The organism is Pseudomonas sp. P129 (genome assembly GCF_020312195.1).
Classification (GTDB): Bacteria; Pseudomonadota; Gammaproteobacteria; order Pseudomonadales; family Pseudomonadaceae; genus Aquipseudomonas; species Aquipseudomonas fragariae.
The window spans coordinates 1-14,452 of sequence record NZ_JAGPYS010000004.1; the positions used below are offsets into that span (position 1 = coordinate 1).

A 14,452-nucleotide genomic window follows, 5' to 3' on the forward strand; every position below is an offset into this window, starting at 1 on the left:
GATGGTAGTGTGGGGTTTCCCCATGTGAGAGTAGGTCATCGTCAAGATTGAATTCCAGAAACCCTCATCGCTTACGCGTTGAGGGTTTTTGTTTTTTCGGCTAACAGAAATCCGGCATGTGAAGTGCCTCATTCAATACGTGCTGCCGGTCTACAGGCACAAAAAAACCACCGCTGAGGTGGTTTTTTATTGTCAGGGCAATCAGTCGCCGCGGTATTCACATCCGCTGGTGCAGGTCTCGTGAATACGGACTGCCGACAGCTCCGGGAGCAGAGGCTTTAATTCATTCCAGATCCATTTCGCCAGGTTTTCGCTGGTTGGATTATCAAGGCCCGGTATGTCATTCAGGTAATTATGATCGAGGCGTTCATAAAGCGGCTTGAAGATCGCCTTGATTTCCGAGAAGTCCCGGATCCAGCCGGTATGGGGATCAACCTTTCCGGCCAGATGAATGCCAACACGAAACGAATGGCCGTGCAGACGTCCACACTTGTGCCCCTCCGGAACGTGGGGGAGGCGGTGTGCTGACTCGAAGGTAAACTCTTTGAAGATTTCCAATTTATGACCTGCAATGCTTGAATTACGCGGCCTCTAGGCTAGGCCGCGTTTTAAATGTACTAATCAATGTACTGGTTAGTCGTTGCTGGGTGATAGATCTGTGATCCATCGAGCGATTTCTGACTGCCGCCAGGCAACTGAGTTAGGGCCTATTCTAACCTGTTTCGGAAAGGTGCCTTCCCTGATTCTGCGATAGACGGTATTCCGACCGAGGCCCGTAGTGTGAAGTACCTCGTCAAGGCGCAGAAGGCGATCTATGTTCTGGGCTGCTGCCATGATTTGTTTCCTCTGGCGTTGCTGGGATGCGTTGGGAGTCATTGATCTGAGCCCTGCCGAATTGCGGCGTAGGCCACAGTCAGCTCATGGGGATCGGCACCTCGTTGATGCAGCATCATTGCGAAGTTGGCTATGTCTTCAAAATTGCCAGAGTTACCCTTTGGCAAATGCTTAACCAGATGTTCTGCGAGCTGCTGGTCTTTCACCCACGGCATGTCCCAGCTACCCCGGCCTTTGGCTCGAGACTCGGCAAGCTTCGTTTTCATCGCAGCAGCAAACCGGTCTACGGCCAGGTTGTCAGGGTGCTGATTAGGATGCGTGGGCAGCGGACGACTGCAAAATGATTCGATCATTGCTAGGCACTCGGCAGCATCTGCAGACCGCGAGCGCTTGAGAACCACTCGAGATTTGCCCAATAGCGAAACTGCTTGAGTCAATACAGCCAGTGTCTCGGTGAGCTGTCTGCGCGCTCTATCACGCGCTCCTGTGCGGCTCATGCTGCCTCCCTGCAGAGTTCGATCTGCCGCCATGGGTCGTTTGCTTTGGCAAGTGCGGCCATCGGCGGAGGGCTGACGCTGTTACCGCACATGTGCACCTGCTGGGTCTTTGTGAATCGCTTGCCGTCGGCTCCGTGAGTGATGACATAGTCATCGGGAAAACCCTGTGCCTTGTACAGCTCGGCCGGCTTGAGCATCCGCAGGCAAATGTCGACGATCACGTAGGGAGTGCCCCTGACCATCACGGTGACCAGCGCCAAGCGATCCTTGGTCGTGATCGTGGGCGCTGGTTCGCCCGCGCTGCTGACGTTCTCGGTCCCGTAATAGCTGATCAGGAACGCGGCGACGCGCAGTGCGCCTTCCTCATGCTCTGGGGAGAGTCTGAGCGATACGACAGAGCTTTTACCTCCGCCTCCGGCCGTGACGGTGGGCGCAGGCTCGTCAAGCGGCTGGCCGACACTGGCACCGAACTGCCGCTCCATGAATGCCGTGACCAAACCGTGGTGCTGGCCGCCGGCGCTGATGGTGTGTAGAGGATCGTTCACGGTCCGTGCATCACAGTTGCCGCGTAGATGCACCAGGTTTGCGGCCACTAGTTGCTGCTGGCTTCCGGTGTTGGTGACCGTTGACATTGGCTCGTCGACGCCCTTGGTGTGCGTGGTGTTGAAGCCGCCGTTCATCTGAGCCATGAACACCGTGGACACGCCCATAGCGTGGGCTGCACCTGCAGGCCGCCGATGGTTGCCTCCACTGGTAATCGTTGCCAAAGGCTCATCCAGCGCTTTGCCCGCATCATTGAATCGAAACTTGACTAAGTGCGCTGCTGCAAGCACGTGTTTGACGCCGCCAGCAACAACTGTGCCCAGCGGCTGATCGATTCCTGGCACGCGGGGCTGTTGGCCTTCGCGCTCGCCGTAACCAGACTGGAGCAGGGTCGGGCTGATCAGCGTCAGCTCGCTACGGTTGGCGCAGGTGATCGTCGGCAATGGCTCCAGCGGATCATTGATGCGGTCGCTGCCTTGGTGGGTCGCTGGTGCGATGACCGGGCTTACCACCGTGAATGCGCCGCCCTTTGGATATGACGTCACCGTGCGCAGCGGCTCGTTGGCCGATTGCACCGTCTCGCCCGACCAGTTCGCAATCGGTACGATGAAGGGCGTCGGATTGTCGATGACGAACTTTTTCATGCCCTTCGCTACTCGGCGTAGGGTGGCTGGAGCCAGGTCTTTCTTGCGTTCGAAGATGCTTTTGCCGAGGTCGGAAAAATCGATGCACTCGGCGGCGGTCTTCAAAGGTTTCTGGCCTTTAGTAGGGCGCTTGGCGTGTGTTGGCTCTGGCCATACGATTGCTTGGCCGTCGCACCGGGCAATCATGAACAAACGTTCCCGGCTGGTAGGCGCGCCGAAGTCGCACGCTCGGATCACACGCCACTCGACGGCATAGCCCAAGCGCTCCAGCTCGGCCACGAACACCGCCCATGTCTGGCCGCGCCGGGCAGGGTCTGGCACCAGAAACTGCTGCTCGACCGGCACAATCTCACCTGGCGCTGCAACGCCACCGGCCAGCTTTACCACCCGCCCGGTAGACTTGCAACGCTTGGCCACCAGTGGTCCCCATTGCAGGATCTGCTTCACGTTCTCCAGGCTGATGACGCGGGGTTGCTTCTTGCCTGCCCACTTCAAACCGATCCAAGACAAATTACGGATCTCGCGTTTGCGTGGCTGCCCGCCAGCGGCCTGGCTGTGATGGGTGCAGTCTGGGCTCATATGGAACCAGCCTACCGCCTTGCCGCCGCATTCCGTATCCGGATCGCCGTCAAACACATCAGTGGTGAAGTGCTTCGCGCCTGGGTGGTTGACTGTGTGCATGCTGATTGCTGCCGCGCTGTGGTTCTTGGCTACGCTGACTTTTCGGCCGAGACCCATTTCCAGCCCCGTACCAGCGCCGCCACCGCCGCAGAAGAAATCGACAACAATCTCGTCGTCTTGCGCGTTGAAGCCCAAGCTGTATTGGGTTTTGAAATCGAATGGTGGGCGATTGAGTGAGGTCATGCCGCCTCCCCCACGTCAATCGGGCTTTCAGTCGGTTTGTTGCTGTCGCGAATCTCGCCAAGGATTCGGAGCACTATGGCGTTCAACTGCTGAAGTTGGGTTGTTGCCCGAGTGCGCCATGGCTCTGTGCCTTTGACGTGCACCCACGTTTTATGGGCCAGCCCCAGCGTGATGGCTGTGTCTGACATGACCTGAAGGTCGGCTTTGGTGAGGGAGCTGGTATTGCCCGAGCTCAACTGCTCTTTGAGATGCTCGATAGCGAGGTCTTTGAGTTCAATGCTGAGCAGAAGGTGCTCGCGTTCGCTTGCGAGCATTGCTATATCTGCATTTAATGTATCAATTCGCGCGCTGCTGTCGGCGATGCCTGCGGATTTTCCCGCCAAGTACGACCTTCTTATTGCCCGCTTGATTGCTCTCACGATGAAGACGGTGAGGAGCAGAAAGCAGACCCCTATGCCTACCAGAATGATGATGTGCTGTGCTTGCATGTGCTGTGTCCTTGGGAATAAGCCCGTCGCCGGATCGGTGGTGAGAGGACGGCGACGGGCTGGTGCGTTGTGTCACTGGAAGGCAGTGACCACCTTTGAATCAGGCCGCTTTCAACTTGGCCTGTGCATCGAGATAGGTCGCTAGGTCGTGCAGATACACCACCGGCTGGCCCTTATTCGATCCGCCCAGCCGAGTAACCTTGAGGTCGATACGGCCCGCGTTGATCTTACGAAGCAGGTAGCGGTCACTCGATATGTGCGAGAAGTACCGTTCCCGCACAGTGCCCAAGGTGGGGCAGGGCGTGGCGAACTCTTCCCGGAGCTGACTTAAAGTCTCACTCACGCAGCGTCCTCCCCGTGCCCCTCCTTTTGGGGCACCAACTGAAGGCGAATCAGCTCCGCGAGACCCTCTTTCGATTTGCCGGTTGCAGTCGCGCAAAGCCGTCCCTTTGCGTCCGCCACCACTGCGCCATATGGTCGCTCGGGGCATCGCGTGGGGGTCACATAAGCGACTTGGCCCTCAAGCAGTACAGCGTCCACAGCTCGAAATACTTCCGCCAATTCGGCAGTAACAGGCGGCAAGCCGTCCAGCATGCTGAGGGCCTCTGACGATGCGCCGATCAACGTCGAGCGACTTACGATGGTTGGGTGGTTCAGGTGCAAAGGAACCAGTTTCAGCGCGCATACGGCGTGAGTAATTGCGTTCAGAGTCATGCTGCGGCGTCCTTCTTCGTGGTCGTGATGCCAAGCTGGTCCGAAAGCCAGGTAACACCTGCCTCCTTGACCATCACCACTGCATAGTGGCTGTAGGCGTGAATATTCTTGTTCCAGCGGCTGCGCGAATCTACGTACAGGTAGCCTTGGTCGCGGCGCTTGGGTGCGAGCTCGCCTGCCTGGGTCAGCACGCCGATTTCTCGCAACTTCGCTCGAAATGTCCGTGGCTTCATGCCCAGAATCGTTGCTGTAGCGTCGAGGGTTCTGTTCATGACGAGTGCCTCAGGCCACGGCCAGCAAACCGCGTGAGCGGATGGCGCGATAAAGCTCGTCCAGTGCGCCATACAGCTCTTGAAGGCCGCTATCGTTGGTTAGTACCAAGTCGTCCGGGTGGACTGACACACCGGCTTCGCTGATGTGGGGATTAACTTCGGCTGCGTCTGGTCGGTAGATGTGAATGACCGTCCCACCGCGTTTGCGGATGAAGTCGGCCTCATTTTCGAAGCGGACATCGCTCACCACAAAGCCAGGCACGCCGTCGAAAACCGCACTGAGGCAATCAAGGTTTTGTTCGGCGAGGTCGATCCACAGGTTCGCGCTGATCATGTATCGGCCCCACTCTGTGCCGAGCAGTTGCATCAACTGGCGAGGTGAGCGGCCCAGCCAGTCAATGGGCTGCTCTTTCTTGTCGCCCTCAAGGTCTTCAGGGCTGAGGTTGAATATGGCCATGATGCCGTCGCGTAACGGGTCGGCGAATGCGTAGCACTCAAATCCGTGCTCGTGGGCCAGGTGGTGGGCGGCGGTGGTTTTGCCGGAGCGGGCAGGGCCGGTGAGGCCGATCAGGATCTGCTTCATGCCGCGTCACCTCCCCATGGACCGAAGTCATCGAATGCCGGTGCAGTTGCTGCTTTCGCGGCGCTGCTTTTCGGCTGGACGATCAACAGCGGGCCGGTTTGGCGCTGAATGCTGGCGATAGATTCGCGGTTTGAGGCCGCTGCCGGGTGGAGATACACCGGGCAGCGGGTGTTGCGCTTAGTGGTTTGCATGGCTCGTACTCTGTGGTGGGAGGGTACGAGAAAACATTACAATTTAACTTGTAAAAAAGTCAACAGTCTTGCTTGTATCCATGCTTTTGGAGCTGATTCCACCTCAAAAAGCTTGGCATGTGAGGCACTCGTTTTGCCCCGTTAGCTGGATGCCTAAATCTATGATCTCCAAGCGTGCAGGGGTAATGAGATCCTGACGAGTCGCTTAGGGACACAATAATCATGGGAAAAAAACATCTGCAGCCTGATTTCGGGGCTGGCCGATTGCCATTCATCATGACATTATCTGTCCATTACTAAAGGAGTAGGTGATGGGCGACTCTGTGAAAATTGAAGAGATATTTATTTCTAAACTATATGGTATCTACAATCATAAAGTTCAACTCAAGGATGGTGGGGTCACAATCATCCACGGTGCGAACGGTGTTGGAAAAACCGCACTTCTCAAGTGTCTTAAATATATATTCGAATGGGATATCGAGTTATTAAGTAATATACCGTTTAGAACCATTCACGTAGGCCTTTCGGATGATGTAAAAATTTCGATCTCGCGACAGGGTAGTAGCAAGGACAAGGATAAGACAGATCGAACCTATCTTACCAGTCCGTTAGAGATATCGTTTTTTAAATCGGGTACTTCGCATGTTGAAACAATTTCTTCGATAGATCCTGAGTTACTACATGTTGCAAAAGCTATGGCTTCGTCTAGACCTTGGTTGAAGGAGATAAAGCAAGGGCTTTGGTTCGACGAAAATAGTGGTGAGCCGGTAGATGTCTGGGATCTAACGCAAAAATACATACCTGCTAAGAACCGAAAACGAAAGACTAGATCACCGTTTTTTGAAAAAATACGGCGTGACTTGAACGTAAAACTGATAGATACATATCGGCTGGCCACTCGTGGGCGAGAAAGTTCTAGGCTGACTGTCGATTTATGTGCTGCAGATATGCTTTCGCAAATTGAATCAGTAAGTTCCGATTATGCTAAAAGATGTCAAACACTTGATCAGTCATTTCCTCACAGACTGATTGCTGGTGATCATGTGTTTCTAACCGCTAATCTTGTAAGCGAGCGCCTAAGTAGTCTTGAACGTTATCAAACTTGGCTGAGCGCCATGGGATTGCTGGCATCTATTGAAGGGCCATCATTTCCCTCGGACGTCAAGTCGTTGTCGCCTGGGAAAATAGAGACAATGAGTCTGTTCGTTCAGGACAGCGAATCAAAATTAAGCGTTTTCAGTACCCTCGCCGAAAAGTGCTTTGTCCTAACTGATCTTCTTAAGCTAAAGCTTGCACACAAACGACTTGTTATAAACAAAGAGTTTGGGCTGTCAGTGATTAGTGATTTGGGGGGGGAGATTCCTCTTTCATCTTTGTCATCAGGGGAGCAGCACGAAATAGTCTTGATGTACGAGCTTTTGTTCAAGACTTCACCAAACTCTCTTTTGCTAATAGATGAACCTGAAATCTCTTTACATGTTAAATGGCAGAAAAGCTTTATTAAAGATCTAAAGCGTATAAGAGATTTGGTCGGCTTTGACGCCATAATTGCAACTCATTCACCATTCATTGTCGGAGACTTTTTCGATCTTATGGAGTCTCTTGACGAGATTGGTGAGCAAGATGATTACTGAGAGAGAACCCGGAGATATCGCAGCGGAAGTATTGATGACGGTGTCAACTGACCCAGAGACAGTATTTTGGTTGCTGGAAGGCATAACCGATATAAAGTTTTTCAGGCCCAGAGTAAAGCCTGGATTATGCCTCATAGATACTACAGGTAAGTACAAACTGCTTCGTGCGATGGATTTGCTAAATTCCGATGATAAATTTTCAGGTATTAATATACTAGGGGTGGTGGATAATGACTACGACTGGTTAACGAACTACCAATTGCCTGATAATGTTGTCTCTACTGAGCCGCGAGACCTCGAAGGTTTGATGCTTAGAGCGAACAGTATTTCCTGTGTTTTAGCTGAGTTTGCTAATCCTGCACTTGTTGATGCTTTCGAGGCGAAAGGCTTGTCGGTGTCGGAGGCTATTGTTGAAAGAGCCATTTTTTTTGGAAAAATTCGCGCTGTTAATAATATTACAAAAAAGGTATGTTTAAAAAAATTTAAGCCTTTAACTTTTTTTCGGGATGATTGGAGTTATGATCAGGATTGGGCTTTAAGGCGTGCGGTTGAACTAGGGGTTTGCGATTCGGTAGAGTTTCTGCTTGAGCAGATGTCGCAGCTTCCGCCTGTCGACGATTGGTATTACGTCCGTGGCCATGATGCCATAGATATACTGTGTGGCGGTCTTAAGTCTGTTTTGGGGCGTGGAGCGTCAGTAGGTGCGAACATAATTGAACCTGTGCTGAGACAGGCTCTCCGAGATTCGGATTTCGCTAAATCAAAAATCTATACTGAGGTGAATTCTTGGCACGAATCCCGAGGTATGGGTAACCCTTATGTGTATGAGCATGTGAGCTCATGAGGGGGTGAAGTGCTATTTGTATCACCTGTGTTGTTTTTCGACGGTTGTCAAATTCGGAGCCTGTTCTTGCGTCAATCTCGACTTTTTGAAATTCTAATATAGATTCAAATAAAGGCCGTTTCGACGGCCTTTCACCCGTTTTTCATCTGAGCACTGAATACCAAAATACTCTTCCTATGATTTTGATATCTTCAAGTACAATTCGTTCTTTGGAGTACTCTTCATCCGGGTATTCCTCTCGGTTGAAGCTTCGCATTCTTATACCTCCTGAGGGTAGCCGATACAGCATTTTCACTCGAAGGTGATCGCTGTGGCTAAGCGCGTAAATGTCCCCGTCCTTTATCTCTTTTCTGCCTTGATCCACGCCTACCGTACTGCCGCTTGGTAGGACTGGCTCCATACTTGAACCGGTAACCGACACACATATAACTGCTGCGGGCTCAATGCCCTGGCGTCGCAACGTTAGCTTACCGAATCGAAGTTTTGAGCTGGAATGCTGCTGAACAGCAATGCTTCCGTTACCAGCTGACAGTTCCACCTCTTTCAAAAGTGGCACCTCAACCTCATCACCCTCAAGTGGCGTCTCGTCGTCCCAGACCTCAATAGCGCCTAAAAGAATTGCCTCAGACGTCTCCGGGTGAGGCTGGACTCCGTGACAAGCGGCGACGTCCTCCATTGACAAGCCCAATACCTGGGCGATCTGCAACGCGAATCGTGTGTTTTGAGCAACCCCGGCTTCAAAGGCTGCATAGGTCTGCTGTGTAAAAGTCTCATCGGGGCCCAGTAATTCACGCACCCGGTCCGCGAGAGCTGTCTGGCTGAGCTTAAGGGCCTTCCGTCGCGTCTTGAACAGAACGGCAGCAGGTGAAGGGGAGCGGGTAGGTTTTTTCATATGTGAATTTTACAAATCAATTTGTACAACATCCAACAGGATGGCTTGTTGATTAAATACAAATTAGCCTGTAAATTAATTTCGGAATTTCTACTTCGAGGTTCGTATGACCCCATCAAAAGACATGCGCGAGGCGCTGCTCGAGGCTGTAGAGAAGGCCAGTGGGCAGGTAGCGTTCGCTGCGGCAATGTCATCGCCTGAAAGGCCCGTATCTCAGCAAATCGTTTCGTATTGGATAAAGCGCGGCTCAGTCCCAGCTGAACTGGTGCTGCGCACTGAGCTTCTTACTGGAGTATCTCGGTATCGACTTCGTCCCGATGTATTTGGTGAGTCTACAGACTTGCACAAGTCGCACGCTGCTTGAAAGTCGCAGGGCCGGGGACCTCTCACCACAAGATTCCCCCGACCCAGCAACGGCAGTGCAAAACACTGCCAACTCCGCCGACCAGGTCCTCTCACCACAAGATTCACCTGGTTGGCTCAAACGATGAACCGTGCCGCACAGCACGTTTAGCACAGCACATCGGTCGTGGTCGTAGGATAGGGGGTGCCCCTGCCTATGGCTACACCGTAAACGGGGATTTTACGGTTATGAGTCGCATGGATCTTTTGCCTGACGCTGGTCAGGTGCTTTCGTTGCGCCAAGCGCTTTATCGCGCCGGACGCGACTACAAGGGCGGAGTTACTGCTCTTGCCCACGACATGGTGTTGGACAACGACGCCCTTCAGAAAAAGCTGAAGCTTGATGAGGAGCGGCGCTGGCTCAATCCCGACGAACTGGAAGACATCGTCCGGCTGACTGGCAGCCCGCTTTTGCTTGATGCCTTGATGCGTCCCGCCGGGGCTGTTTGGTATCAGCCAGAGCCCGTCGCAGCGACGCAGGATGCGCTCAAGTCGGTTGGCAAGCTGCTGACCGAAACGGGCGAGTTCGTTTCAGGCATGCATAACGGTGCTGCCGACGGGGTATGGGAGTTGCACGAAGTCGCTCTGCTGGAGAAACAGGGCAACGACATCATTCGTGCGGTGCTGGGCATCATGGCCGGCGCTCGTCTGGCGATGGAGGATCGTGCCAATGGCTGACGATATCGACCGCGCCACGGAACAGGCTCAGTACCTGTTGGACGTCGCTCTGTTTAAGCATCGCCGAATCCCGACCAGTTTGGTCAGCTCACAGTTCTGTGAAGACTGTGACGATCCGATCCCGGAGCCACGCCGTGCTGCCATTTTTGGCTGCGAGACGTGTATTCACTGTCAGTCGCTGCGGGAGCAGCGTAGATGAGTGATCGTCCAATCCCGCTTTCTGCTTGGGCACGTCGTTACTGTGAGACATTCAATTTTGCGTTAGTACCGATTCAACCGGGCGAGAAAGGCCCGAAGGGAAGGGGATGGAACCAGCCCGGCAAGTACATCGTTGATCCTGCCAAGGCCGAGGCGTTCTGGACGAAAAATCCCAACCATAACCTCGGCGTTGTGCTGGGGCCGAGCCGGGTGTGTTCGCTGGACGTCGACGATGTCCAGTGGACACGATTCGTCCTGTACGAACTGCTGGGCGTTGATCTGGATGCGCTTGCACTGGCTTTTCCGACTGTCGTTGGTAATCCTCTGAGGTTCCGGGTTCTGTTTCAGGTACCGGAAGGGCTGGAACTGACGCGGCACTCCCTGTCTTGGCCCAATGAAAACGACCCGGATGGGTCAAAGCACAAGTCAATCATGCTGAAGGCAAACGCTGCTCGGGAGGCAGGCGATACAGCCAGAGAGGCCTTGTATCGTGCAGATGCCGAGCAGTACAAGCGGTTCACAGTGTTTGAATTGCGTGCAGGATTAGTGCAGGACGTACTGCCTCCCTCCATTCATCCAGGCACCGGCCAGCCATACACCTGGCGCACGCCGCCTGATGCTTCGGGGCTTCCGGTTCTGATCAGCGATCTGCTGAATGTCTGGAACAACTGGGACGTCTTCAAGCGGGGAGCGGAGGCTGCGTGCCCATGGCTGCCGAAGGACGCCAAGCCTGCTGGCAAACAAAAGCCGAAACCGAAGCCAGCCCCTGCAGGGGGCAAGCGGCCGTCTGTCATCGACGAATTCAACAACTGCCACGACGTCGAAGAGATTTTGCGCAGCCACGGCTATACCAAGCGCGGGGGGAAATGGCTTTATCCGCAGAGTAGTACCGGACTCCCTGGGATCACCGTGGCGGAAGGCAAGGTGTATTCACATCATGCAGCTGATCCTCTGGCCAACGGTCACCAAAACGACGCGTTCGAAGTGTTCTGTCTACTGGAGCATGGCGGTGATCAGTCCAAGGCGGTGAAGGAAGCGGCGCGGATGCTCGGCATGCAGTCGACCCGACCCAGCGCAAGCGATCTTCCCCCGGCCCCAACTGAGGGTAGCGACAGGCCAGATGCAGCAGCACCGGACGCTCCAAGTGAGGCGGCTCCTGCACCTGACGGGGGCGCGGGGGAGGAGCTGACCATCGAGCAGGTGCTGCGGCGTTTTGCACTGGTAGAAGGCACCACTCATGTCTGGGACTTCGATAAGTCTCGGGCGATGAAGAAGTCGGCTTTTGAAGCGCGCGTGGGAAAGCCCATTGCCAAGCTTTGGCTCGATGCCACGGACAAGAAGCTGATCGCTGACGATCAGGTGAAGGACATCGAACAGGCCCGGAAAATGTCGGGCAAGAAGGGCGGTGCTCTGGGCATGCGCCCCACGGAACGTTACGTCTATATCGACGGCACCAAAGACGTTTGGGATCGAGAGAAGAAACGGCGTATCGCCGAGGGGGCCGTCAAAATGGCCTTGGGCGACACCTATGCGCTCTGGTTGAACAGCAGCGAGCGGCGGGTGGTGGACGTCGAACACATTGTCTTCGACCCGACCATGACCAAAGACCCCAGCATATACATCAACACCTTTGACGGCCTGCCTTTGGAGCCGGTCAATGACGACGCGGCGTGCGCCAATCTGCGCTGGTTGATTTCATTCCTCTGCAACCGTGATGAGGCTGCTGCACTGTGGCTCACTCGGTGGCTTGCATACCCGTTGCAACACCTCGGGGCCAAGATGGACACGGCGGTGTTGATGCACTCCACCATGGAGGGCTCGGGCAAAAGCCTGTTGTTCGCCGACACCTTCGGTGCGCTTTACGGGCAGTACGCCGCTACGGTTGGTCAGACCCAGCTGGAGAGCAACTTCAACGCTTGGCAAAGCAGGAAGATGTGGGCCGTGTTCGAAGAGGTGGTCAGCCGTGACCAGCGCTACAACCAAGTCGGCAAGATCAAGCACCTGGTCACCGGCAAGACCGTGCGCATGGAGTCGAAGTTCATCAACGGCTGGGAGGAGGCCAACCACATGAACGCGGTGTTCCTAAGCAACGAGATCCTGCCGTGGCCGATCAGCGACAGTGACCGGCGAATGTTGGTCATGTGGCCGATGGAAACCTTACCGGTCGCCCGACAGAAAGCCATCGGCCGCGAGCTGGAGAATGGCGGTGTCGCCGCGCTCTACGGTTGGCTGCTACGTGTGGATCTGGGGGACTTCAATGAACGCACCCGCCCGCCTAGCACTGCGTCACGCGAGCGGCTTGTTGCGCTCAGTCGGGCCGGGTGGCAAACGTTTCTGTACCTTTGGCGGTATGGCGAACTGGGTCGCGGGCTTTGGGGCGTATGTCTTTCAACGGACCTCTACGCCTTGTTCCTTGAGTGGTGTCAGCGCAACAAAGAACACGTGATGAGCCAGACGAAGTTCTCACTGTTCATCAGCTCGGAGGTGGAGAAGACCCGGTCAATACCCTGGACTGAACGCAATGATCGGCGCTTCGGCGCTTTCTTTGTGCCCGATGATCCTGAGGCTTCCCTTCCCCCATCAATGAGAGCGCCGGACTTGGGCGTTGCCGTCGATGCCTGGCGGGCCAAGGCGCGCCTTGCGGGGTGGAACGTCGACAGCTGGGACCACGTGAAGGCGGTCGCAGCATGAGTACCTCTAAAAGTGTGTCGGGTGTGTTGGGTATGTTTTGGGTTGGTTTTGGCAACCCGACACAGATCAAACGCCCATTTTTCGCGGGGTGCAGACGTGTGTGTTGGGTGTGCTGGGTTTGGCGTCGCGTGCGCGCATGCGTGACGTTATTTATGCCGGTTAAAGCGCAGTTATTTTTTCTCCATGCGAGGACCTATAAACCCGACAAACCCGACACACCTAGCACACTCTTTATTAATTCATTGTTTTTAAAAGGTTTTCGCTGTGTTGGGTCTGTGTTGGGTAGGGCGTTTTGTGTGTTGGGTTTAGATTTCGAGAGGAAAGGGCAGTGATCAAGGAAATCGAAGCGTTGATGGTGCATTGGGGCGAGCAGATGCGCGAGCGCGGCCAAGGCGGTGGATTGGGCAGCCAGATGGGGGCGATCATCGAATGGGGCGGTGCGCCGCCGCGTGGTACACCGGGTTCTCGGATACTTGGCGGTGCTGGGTGTGGAATTGATCACATTGCCAGTGAGGTTCAGGCAGCAGTTGCAGAGCTGGAACGGTCAGGCCGCGCGCCGCTGGCACGGTTGGCACTGGAGCGTTATTGCGCCATGGCGACGGTCCGCGATCAGATGAAAGCTGTCGGTATTGCCGAAGGCGCTGATCGCACTTATCGCAACTGGGTGGATCGCCTGCATCAGCAAGTCCTATTGATTCTCACGCTCCGGAGCGGCTCGACCCGTGGCTATTCGGTTGGACCGCATACCAACCGCCATCTGAAGGTGGCGACAGGTGCCTCAAGAGCGATTGGAATCCCTCGCGCGCTCTGACTGTGGAATTGCGTTCACGACCACCTGTTTGCATTGGACTTGGCCAGTCATTTCCATTTTGCTGACCAGTTGTTTGCAGTTGATGGGTGTCGCTTGAATGGTGTAGGGCTTGGCGCTGGGCTTTTTCGTTCTGCGCCTTATCGCCTTCCTGGGTGCAGATAGGACGCCGAGCGCCGCAGCCTCATCTCCGCTTTCACCTCAAGTACCAGCCCGACGATGTCGCGGATTGTAACCAGCGCCTTCATATCGATGCCTGTAACGGTAAACTCTTCCGCCTCGGTGGCTGGGCCGGATATCCGGATCGTCATCGAGCCACCCGGGGCGACCTCACATATGCATTTTATCGGCAAAAACGCAGCTTCAATGATAGGCCTTATATCTAAGCTGGAAGTCATTCGGGCATCCCTGTCGCAAGCCAGGAGAATTCCTAAGACCTACATCCTGCGGAGTGTAGGCAGCAATTCACACTTCGCTGATGCAATTACCTGTTAGCTCTGATTTAATTTCATCGTTACAGCCGTTCCCCCCCCCGAGCAGATATATATCCCCTCATTTGCGGTAAGTTCTGCGGCCGCGACACTTACATGTCTCGCACTGTAAATATCACCTCGCCCCTTGGCGTACGGCACACCCCGCCTACCAGCTTCCCGAGATAGCTCTCGTGCATTGAGT

General features: G+C 54.7%; 19 protein-coding genes. 7 read left to right on the plus strand and 12 right to left on the minus strand.

From position 1 onward, the window contains the following. Nucleotides 1-201 precede the first annotated feature (201 nt). The 10 genes from queD to KBY02_RS12000 form a co-directional block, all read right to left on the minus strand. On the minus strand, nt 202-558 hold the full coding sequence (gene queD, locus KBY02_RS11955; RefSeq protein WP_024639679.1) for a 6-carboxytetrahydropterin synthase QueD: 357 nt from the start codon (nt 556-558) through the stop codon (nt 202-204). A gap of 75 nt (nt 559-633) precedes the next feature. Beyond that, a complete protein-coding gene (locus KBY02_RS11960; RefSeq protein ID WP_005760693.1) occupies nt 634-834 on the minus strand; it encodes a helix-turn-helix transcriptional regulator in 201 nt (66 codons plus the stop codon). A gap of 38 nt (nt 835-872) precedes the next feature. Further along, complete coding sequence (locus KBY02_RS11965; RefSeq protein WP_225650440.1) at nt 873-1,331, minus strand: hypothetical protein; 459 nt, start codon at nt 1,329-1,331, stop codon at nt 873-875. Further along, a complete protein-coding gene (locus KBY02_RS11970; protein WP_225650442.1) occupies nt 1,328-3,382 on the minus strand; it encodes a DNA cytosine methyltransferase in 2,055 nt (684 codons plus the stop codon). Before KBY02_RS11970 ends, KBY02_RS11965 begins: the two co-directional genes overlap by 4 nt. After that, on the minus strand, nt 3,379-3,870 hold the full coding sequence (locus KBY02_RS11975; RefSeq protein ID WP_024659825.1) for a hypothetical protein: 492 nt from the start codon (nt 3,868-3,870) through the stop codon (nt 3,379-3,381). The genes KBY02_RS11970 and KBY02_RS11975 overlap by 4 nt, the downstream gene beginning before the upstream one ends. A gap of 100 nt (nt 3,871-3,970) precedes the next feature. Then, nucleotides 3,971-4,213 carry a pyocin activator PrtN family protein gene (locus tag KBY02_RS11980; RefSeq protein ID WP_024659826.1) on the minus strand — a complete coding sequence of 81 codons (243 nt, stop codon included), beginning with the start codon at nt 4,211-4,213 and terminating at the stop codon, nt 3,971-3,973. Further along, complete coding sequence (locus tag KBY02_RS11985) at nt 4,210-4,584, minus strand: hypothetical protein (protein ID WP_225650444.1); 375 nt, start codon at nt 4,582-4,584, stop codon at nt 4,210-4,212. The genes KBY02_RS11980 and KBY02_RS11985 overlap by 4 nt, the downstream gene beginning before the upstream one ends. Continuing rightward, on the minus strand, nt 4,581-4,817 hold the full coding sequence (locus KBY02_RS11990; RefSeq protein WP_225650574.1) for a hypothetical protein: 237 nt from the start codon (nt 4,815-4,817) through the stop codon (nt 4,581-4,583). The genes KBY02_RS11985 and KBY02_RS11990 overlap by 4 nt, the downstream gene beginning before the upstream one ends. A gap of 49 nt (nt 4,818-4,866) precedes the next feature. Beyond that, nucleotides 4,867-5,439 carry a deoxynucleotide monophosphate kinase gene (locus tag KBY02_RS11995; protein ID WP_225650446.1) on the minus strand — a complete coding sequence of 191 codons (573 nt, stop codon included), beginning with the start codon at nt 5,437-5,439 and terminating at the stop codon, nt 4,867-4,869. Then, complete coding sequence (locus KBY02_RS12000; RefSeq protein ID WP_225650448.1) at nt 5,436-5,630, minus strand: hypothetical protein; 195 nt, start codon at nt 5,628-5,630, stop codon at nt 5,436-5,438. Before KBY02_RS12000 ends, KBY02_RS11995 begins: the two co-directional genes overlap by 4 nt. Before the next feature lie 311 nt (nt 5,631-5,941). Here KBY02_RS12000 and KBY02_RS12005 point away from each other — a divergent pair, with 311 nt between their 5' ends. Further along, a complete protein-coding gene (locus KBY02_RS12005) occupies nt 5,942-7,264 on the plus strand; it encodes an AAA family ATPase (RefSeq protein WP_225650455.1) in 1,323 nt (440 codons plus the stop codon). Then, nucleotides 7,254-8,108, plus strand: a complete 855-nt coding sequence (locus KBY02_RS12010; RefSeq protein ID WP_225650575.1) for a DUF4435 domain-containing protein — start codon at nt 7,254-7,256, stop codon at nt 8,106-8,108. Before KBY02_RS12005 ends, KBY02_RS12010 begins: the two co-directional genes overlap by 11 nt. A 142-nt stretch (nt 8,109-8,250) precedes the next feature. Here KBY02_RS12010 and KBY02_RS12015 read toward each other — a convergent pair whose 3' ends face one another. Further along, on the minus strand, nt 8,251-9,000 hold the full coding sequence (locus tag KBY02_RS12015) for a S24 family peptidase (protein WP_225650457.1): 750 nt from the start codon (nt 8,998-9,000) through the stop codon (nt 8,251-8,253). 124 nt (nt 9,001-9,124) lie between these two features. Between KBY02_RS12015 and KBY02_RS26545 the strand changes: the two genes are divergently transcribed. The 5 genes from KBY02_RS26545 to KBY02_RS12040 all read left to right on the plus strand — a co-directional run bounded on the left by KBY02_RS26545 (nt 9,125) and on the right by KBY02_RS12040 (nt 13,780). Next, nucleotides 9,125-9,364, plus strand: coding sequence for a YdaS family helix-turn-helix protein (locus KBY02_RS26545; RefSeq protein WP_225650576.1), 240 nt, complete (start codon nt 9,125-9,127; stop codon nt 9,362-9,364). Between the two features lie 227 nt (nt 9,365-9,591). Next, nucleotides 9,592-10,080, plus strand: a complete 489-nt coding sequence (locus KBY02_RS12025) for a phage regulatory CII family protein (RefSeq protein ID WP_225650460.1) — start codon at nt 9,592-9,594, stop codon at nt 10,078-10,080. Beyond that, nucleotides 10,073-10,279, plus strand: a complete 207-nt coding sequence (locus KBY02_RS12030; protein WP_225650462.1) for a TraR/DksA C4-type zinc finger protein — start codon at nt 10,073-10,075, stop codon at nt 10,277-10,279. The genes KBY02_RS12025 and KBY02_RS12030 overlap by 8 nt, the downstream gene beginning before the upstream one ends. Next, nucleotides 10,276-12,969 carry a bifunctional DNA primase/polymerase gene (locus KBY02_RS12035; protein ID WP_225650463.1) on the plus strand — a complete coding sequence of 898 codons (2,694 nt, stop codon included), beginning with the start codon at nt 10,276-10,278 and terminating at the stop codon, nt 12,967-12,969. Before KBY02_RS12030 ends, KBY02_RS12035 begins: the two co-directional genes overlap by 4 nt. Nucleotides 12,970-13,297: 328 nt before the next feature. Further along, nucleotides 13,298-13,780: a hypothetical protein gene (locus tag KBY02_RS12040; RefSeq protein WP_225650465.1), complete on the plus strand. Its 483-nt coding sequence runs from the start codon at nt 13,298-13,300 to the stop codon at nt 13,778-13,780. Between the two features lie 137 nt (nt 13,781-13,917). Here KBY02_RS12040 and KBY02_RS12045 read toward each other — a convergent pair whose 3' ends face one another. Further along, the gene (locus KBY02_RS12045) at nt 13,918-14,175 is read right to left on the minus strand and encodes a DUF1652 domain-containing protein (RefSeq protein ID WP_074910563.1); all 258 of its coding nucleotides are present in this window, start codon (nt 14,173-14,175) and stop codon (nt 13,918-13,920) included. Between the last annotated feature and the right edge of the window lie 277 nt (nt 14,176-14,452).

Excerpts from the sequence above, each read along its gene's own strand:
- KBY02_RS11960 (WP_005760693.1), bottom strand. The coding sequence starts at position 834 with ATGGCAGCAGCCCAGAACATAGATCGCCTTCTGCGCCTTGACGAGGTA.
- KBY02_RS11965 (WP_225650440.1), bottom strand. The coding sequence starts at position 1,331 with ATGAGCCGCACAGGAGCGCGTGATAGAGCGCGCAGACAGCTCACCGAG.
- KBY02_RS11970 (WP_225650442.1), bottom strand. The coding sequence starts at position 3,382 with ATGACCTCACTCAATCGCCCACCATTCGATTTCAAAACCCAATACAGC.
- KBY02_RS11975 (WP_024659825.1), bottom strand. The coding sequence starts at position 3,870 with ATGCAAGCACAGCACATCATCATTCTGGTAGGCATAGGGGTCTGCTTT.
- KBY02_RS11985 (WP_225650444.1), bottom strand. The coding sequence starts at position 4,584 with ATGACTCTGAACGCAATTACTCACGCCGTATGCGCGCTGAAACTGGTT.
- KBY02_RS11990 (WP_225650574.1), bottom strand. The coding sequence starts at position 4,817 with ATGAAGCCACGGACATTTCGAGCGAAGTTGCGAGAAATCGGCGTGCTG.
- KBY02_RS11995 (WP_225650446.1), bottom strand. The coding sequence starts at position 5,439 with ATGAAGCAGATCCTGATCGGCCTCACCGGCCCTGCCCGCTCCGGCAAA.
- KBY02_RS12000 (WP_225650448.1), bottom strand. The coding sequence starts at position 5,630 with ATGCAAACCACTAAGCGCAACACCCGCTGCCCGGTGTATCTCCACCCG.
- KBY02_RS12005 (WP_225650455.1), top strand. The coding sequence starts at position 5,942 with ATGGGCGACTCTGTGAAAATTGAAGAGATATTTATTTCTAAACTATAT.
- KBY02_RS12010 (WP_225650575.1), top strand. The coding sequence starts at position 7,254 with ATGATTACTGAGAGAGAACCCGGAGATATCGCAGCGGAAGTATTGATG.
- KBY02_RS12015 (WP_225650457.1), bottom strand. The coding sequence starts at position 9,000 with ATGAAAAAACCTACCCGCTCCCCTTCACCTGCTGCCGTTCTGTTCAAG.
- KBY02_RS26545 (WP_225650576.1), top strand. The coding sequence starts at position 9,125 with ATGCGCGAGGCGCTGCTCGAGGCTGTAGAGAAGGCCAGTGGGCAGGTA.
- KBY02_RS12025 (WP_225650460.1), top strand. The coding sequence starts at position 9,592 with ATGAGTCGCATGGATCTTTTGCCTGACGCTGGTCAGGTGCTTTCGTTG.
- KBY02_RS12030 (WP_225650462.1), top strand. The coding sequence starts at position 10,073 with ATGGCTGACGATATCGACCGCGCCACGGAACAGGCTCAGTACCTGTTG.
- KBY02_RS12035 (WP_225650463.1), top strand. The coding sequence starts at position 10,276 with ATGAGTGATCGTCCAATCCCGCTTTCTGCTTGGGCACGTCGTTACTGT.
- KBY02_RS12045 (WP_074910563.1), bottom strand. The coding sequence starts at position 14,175 with ATGACTTCCAGCTTAGATATAAGGCCTATCATTGAAGCTGCGTTTTTG.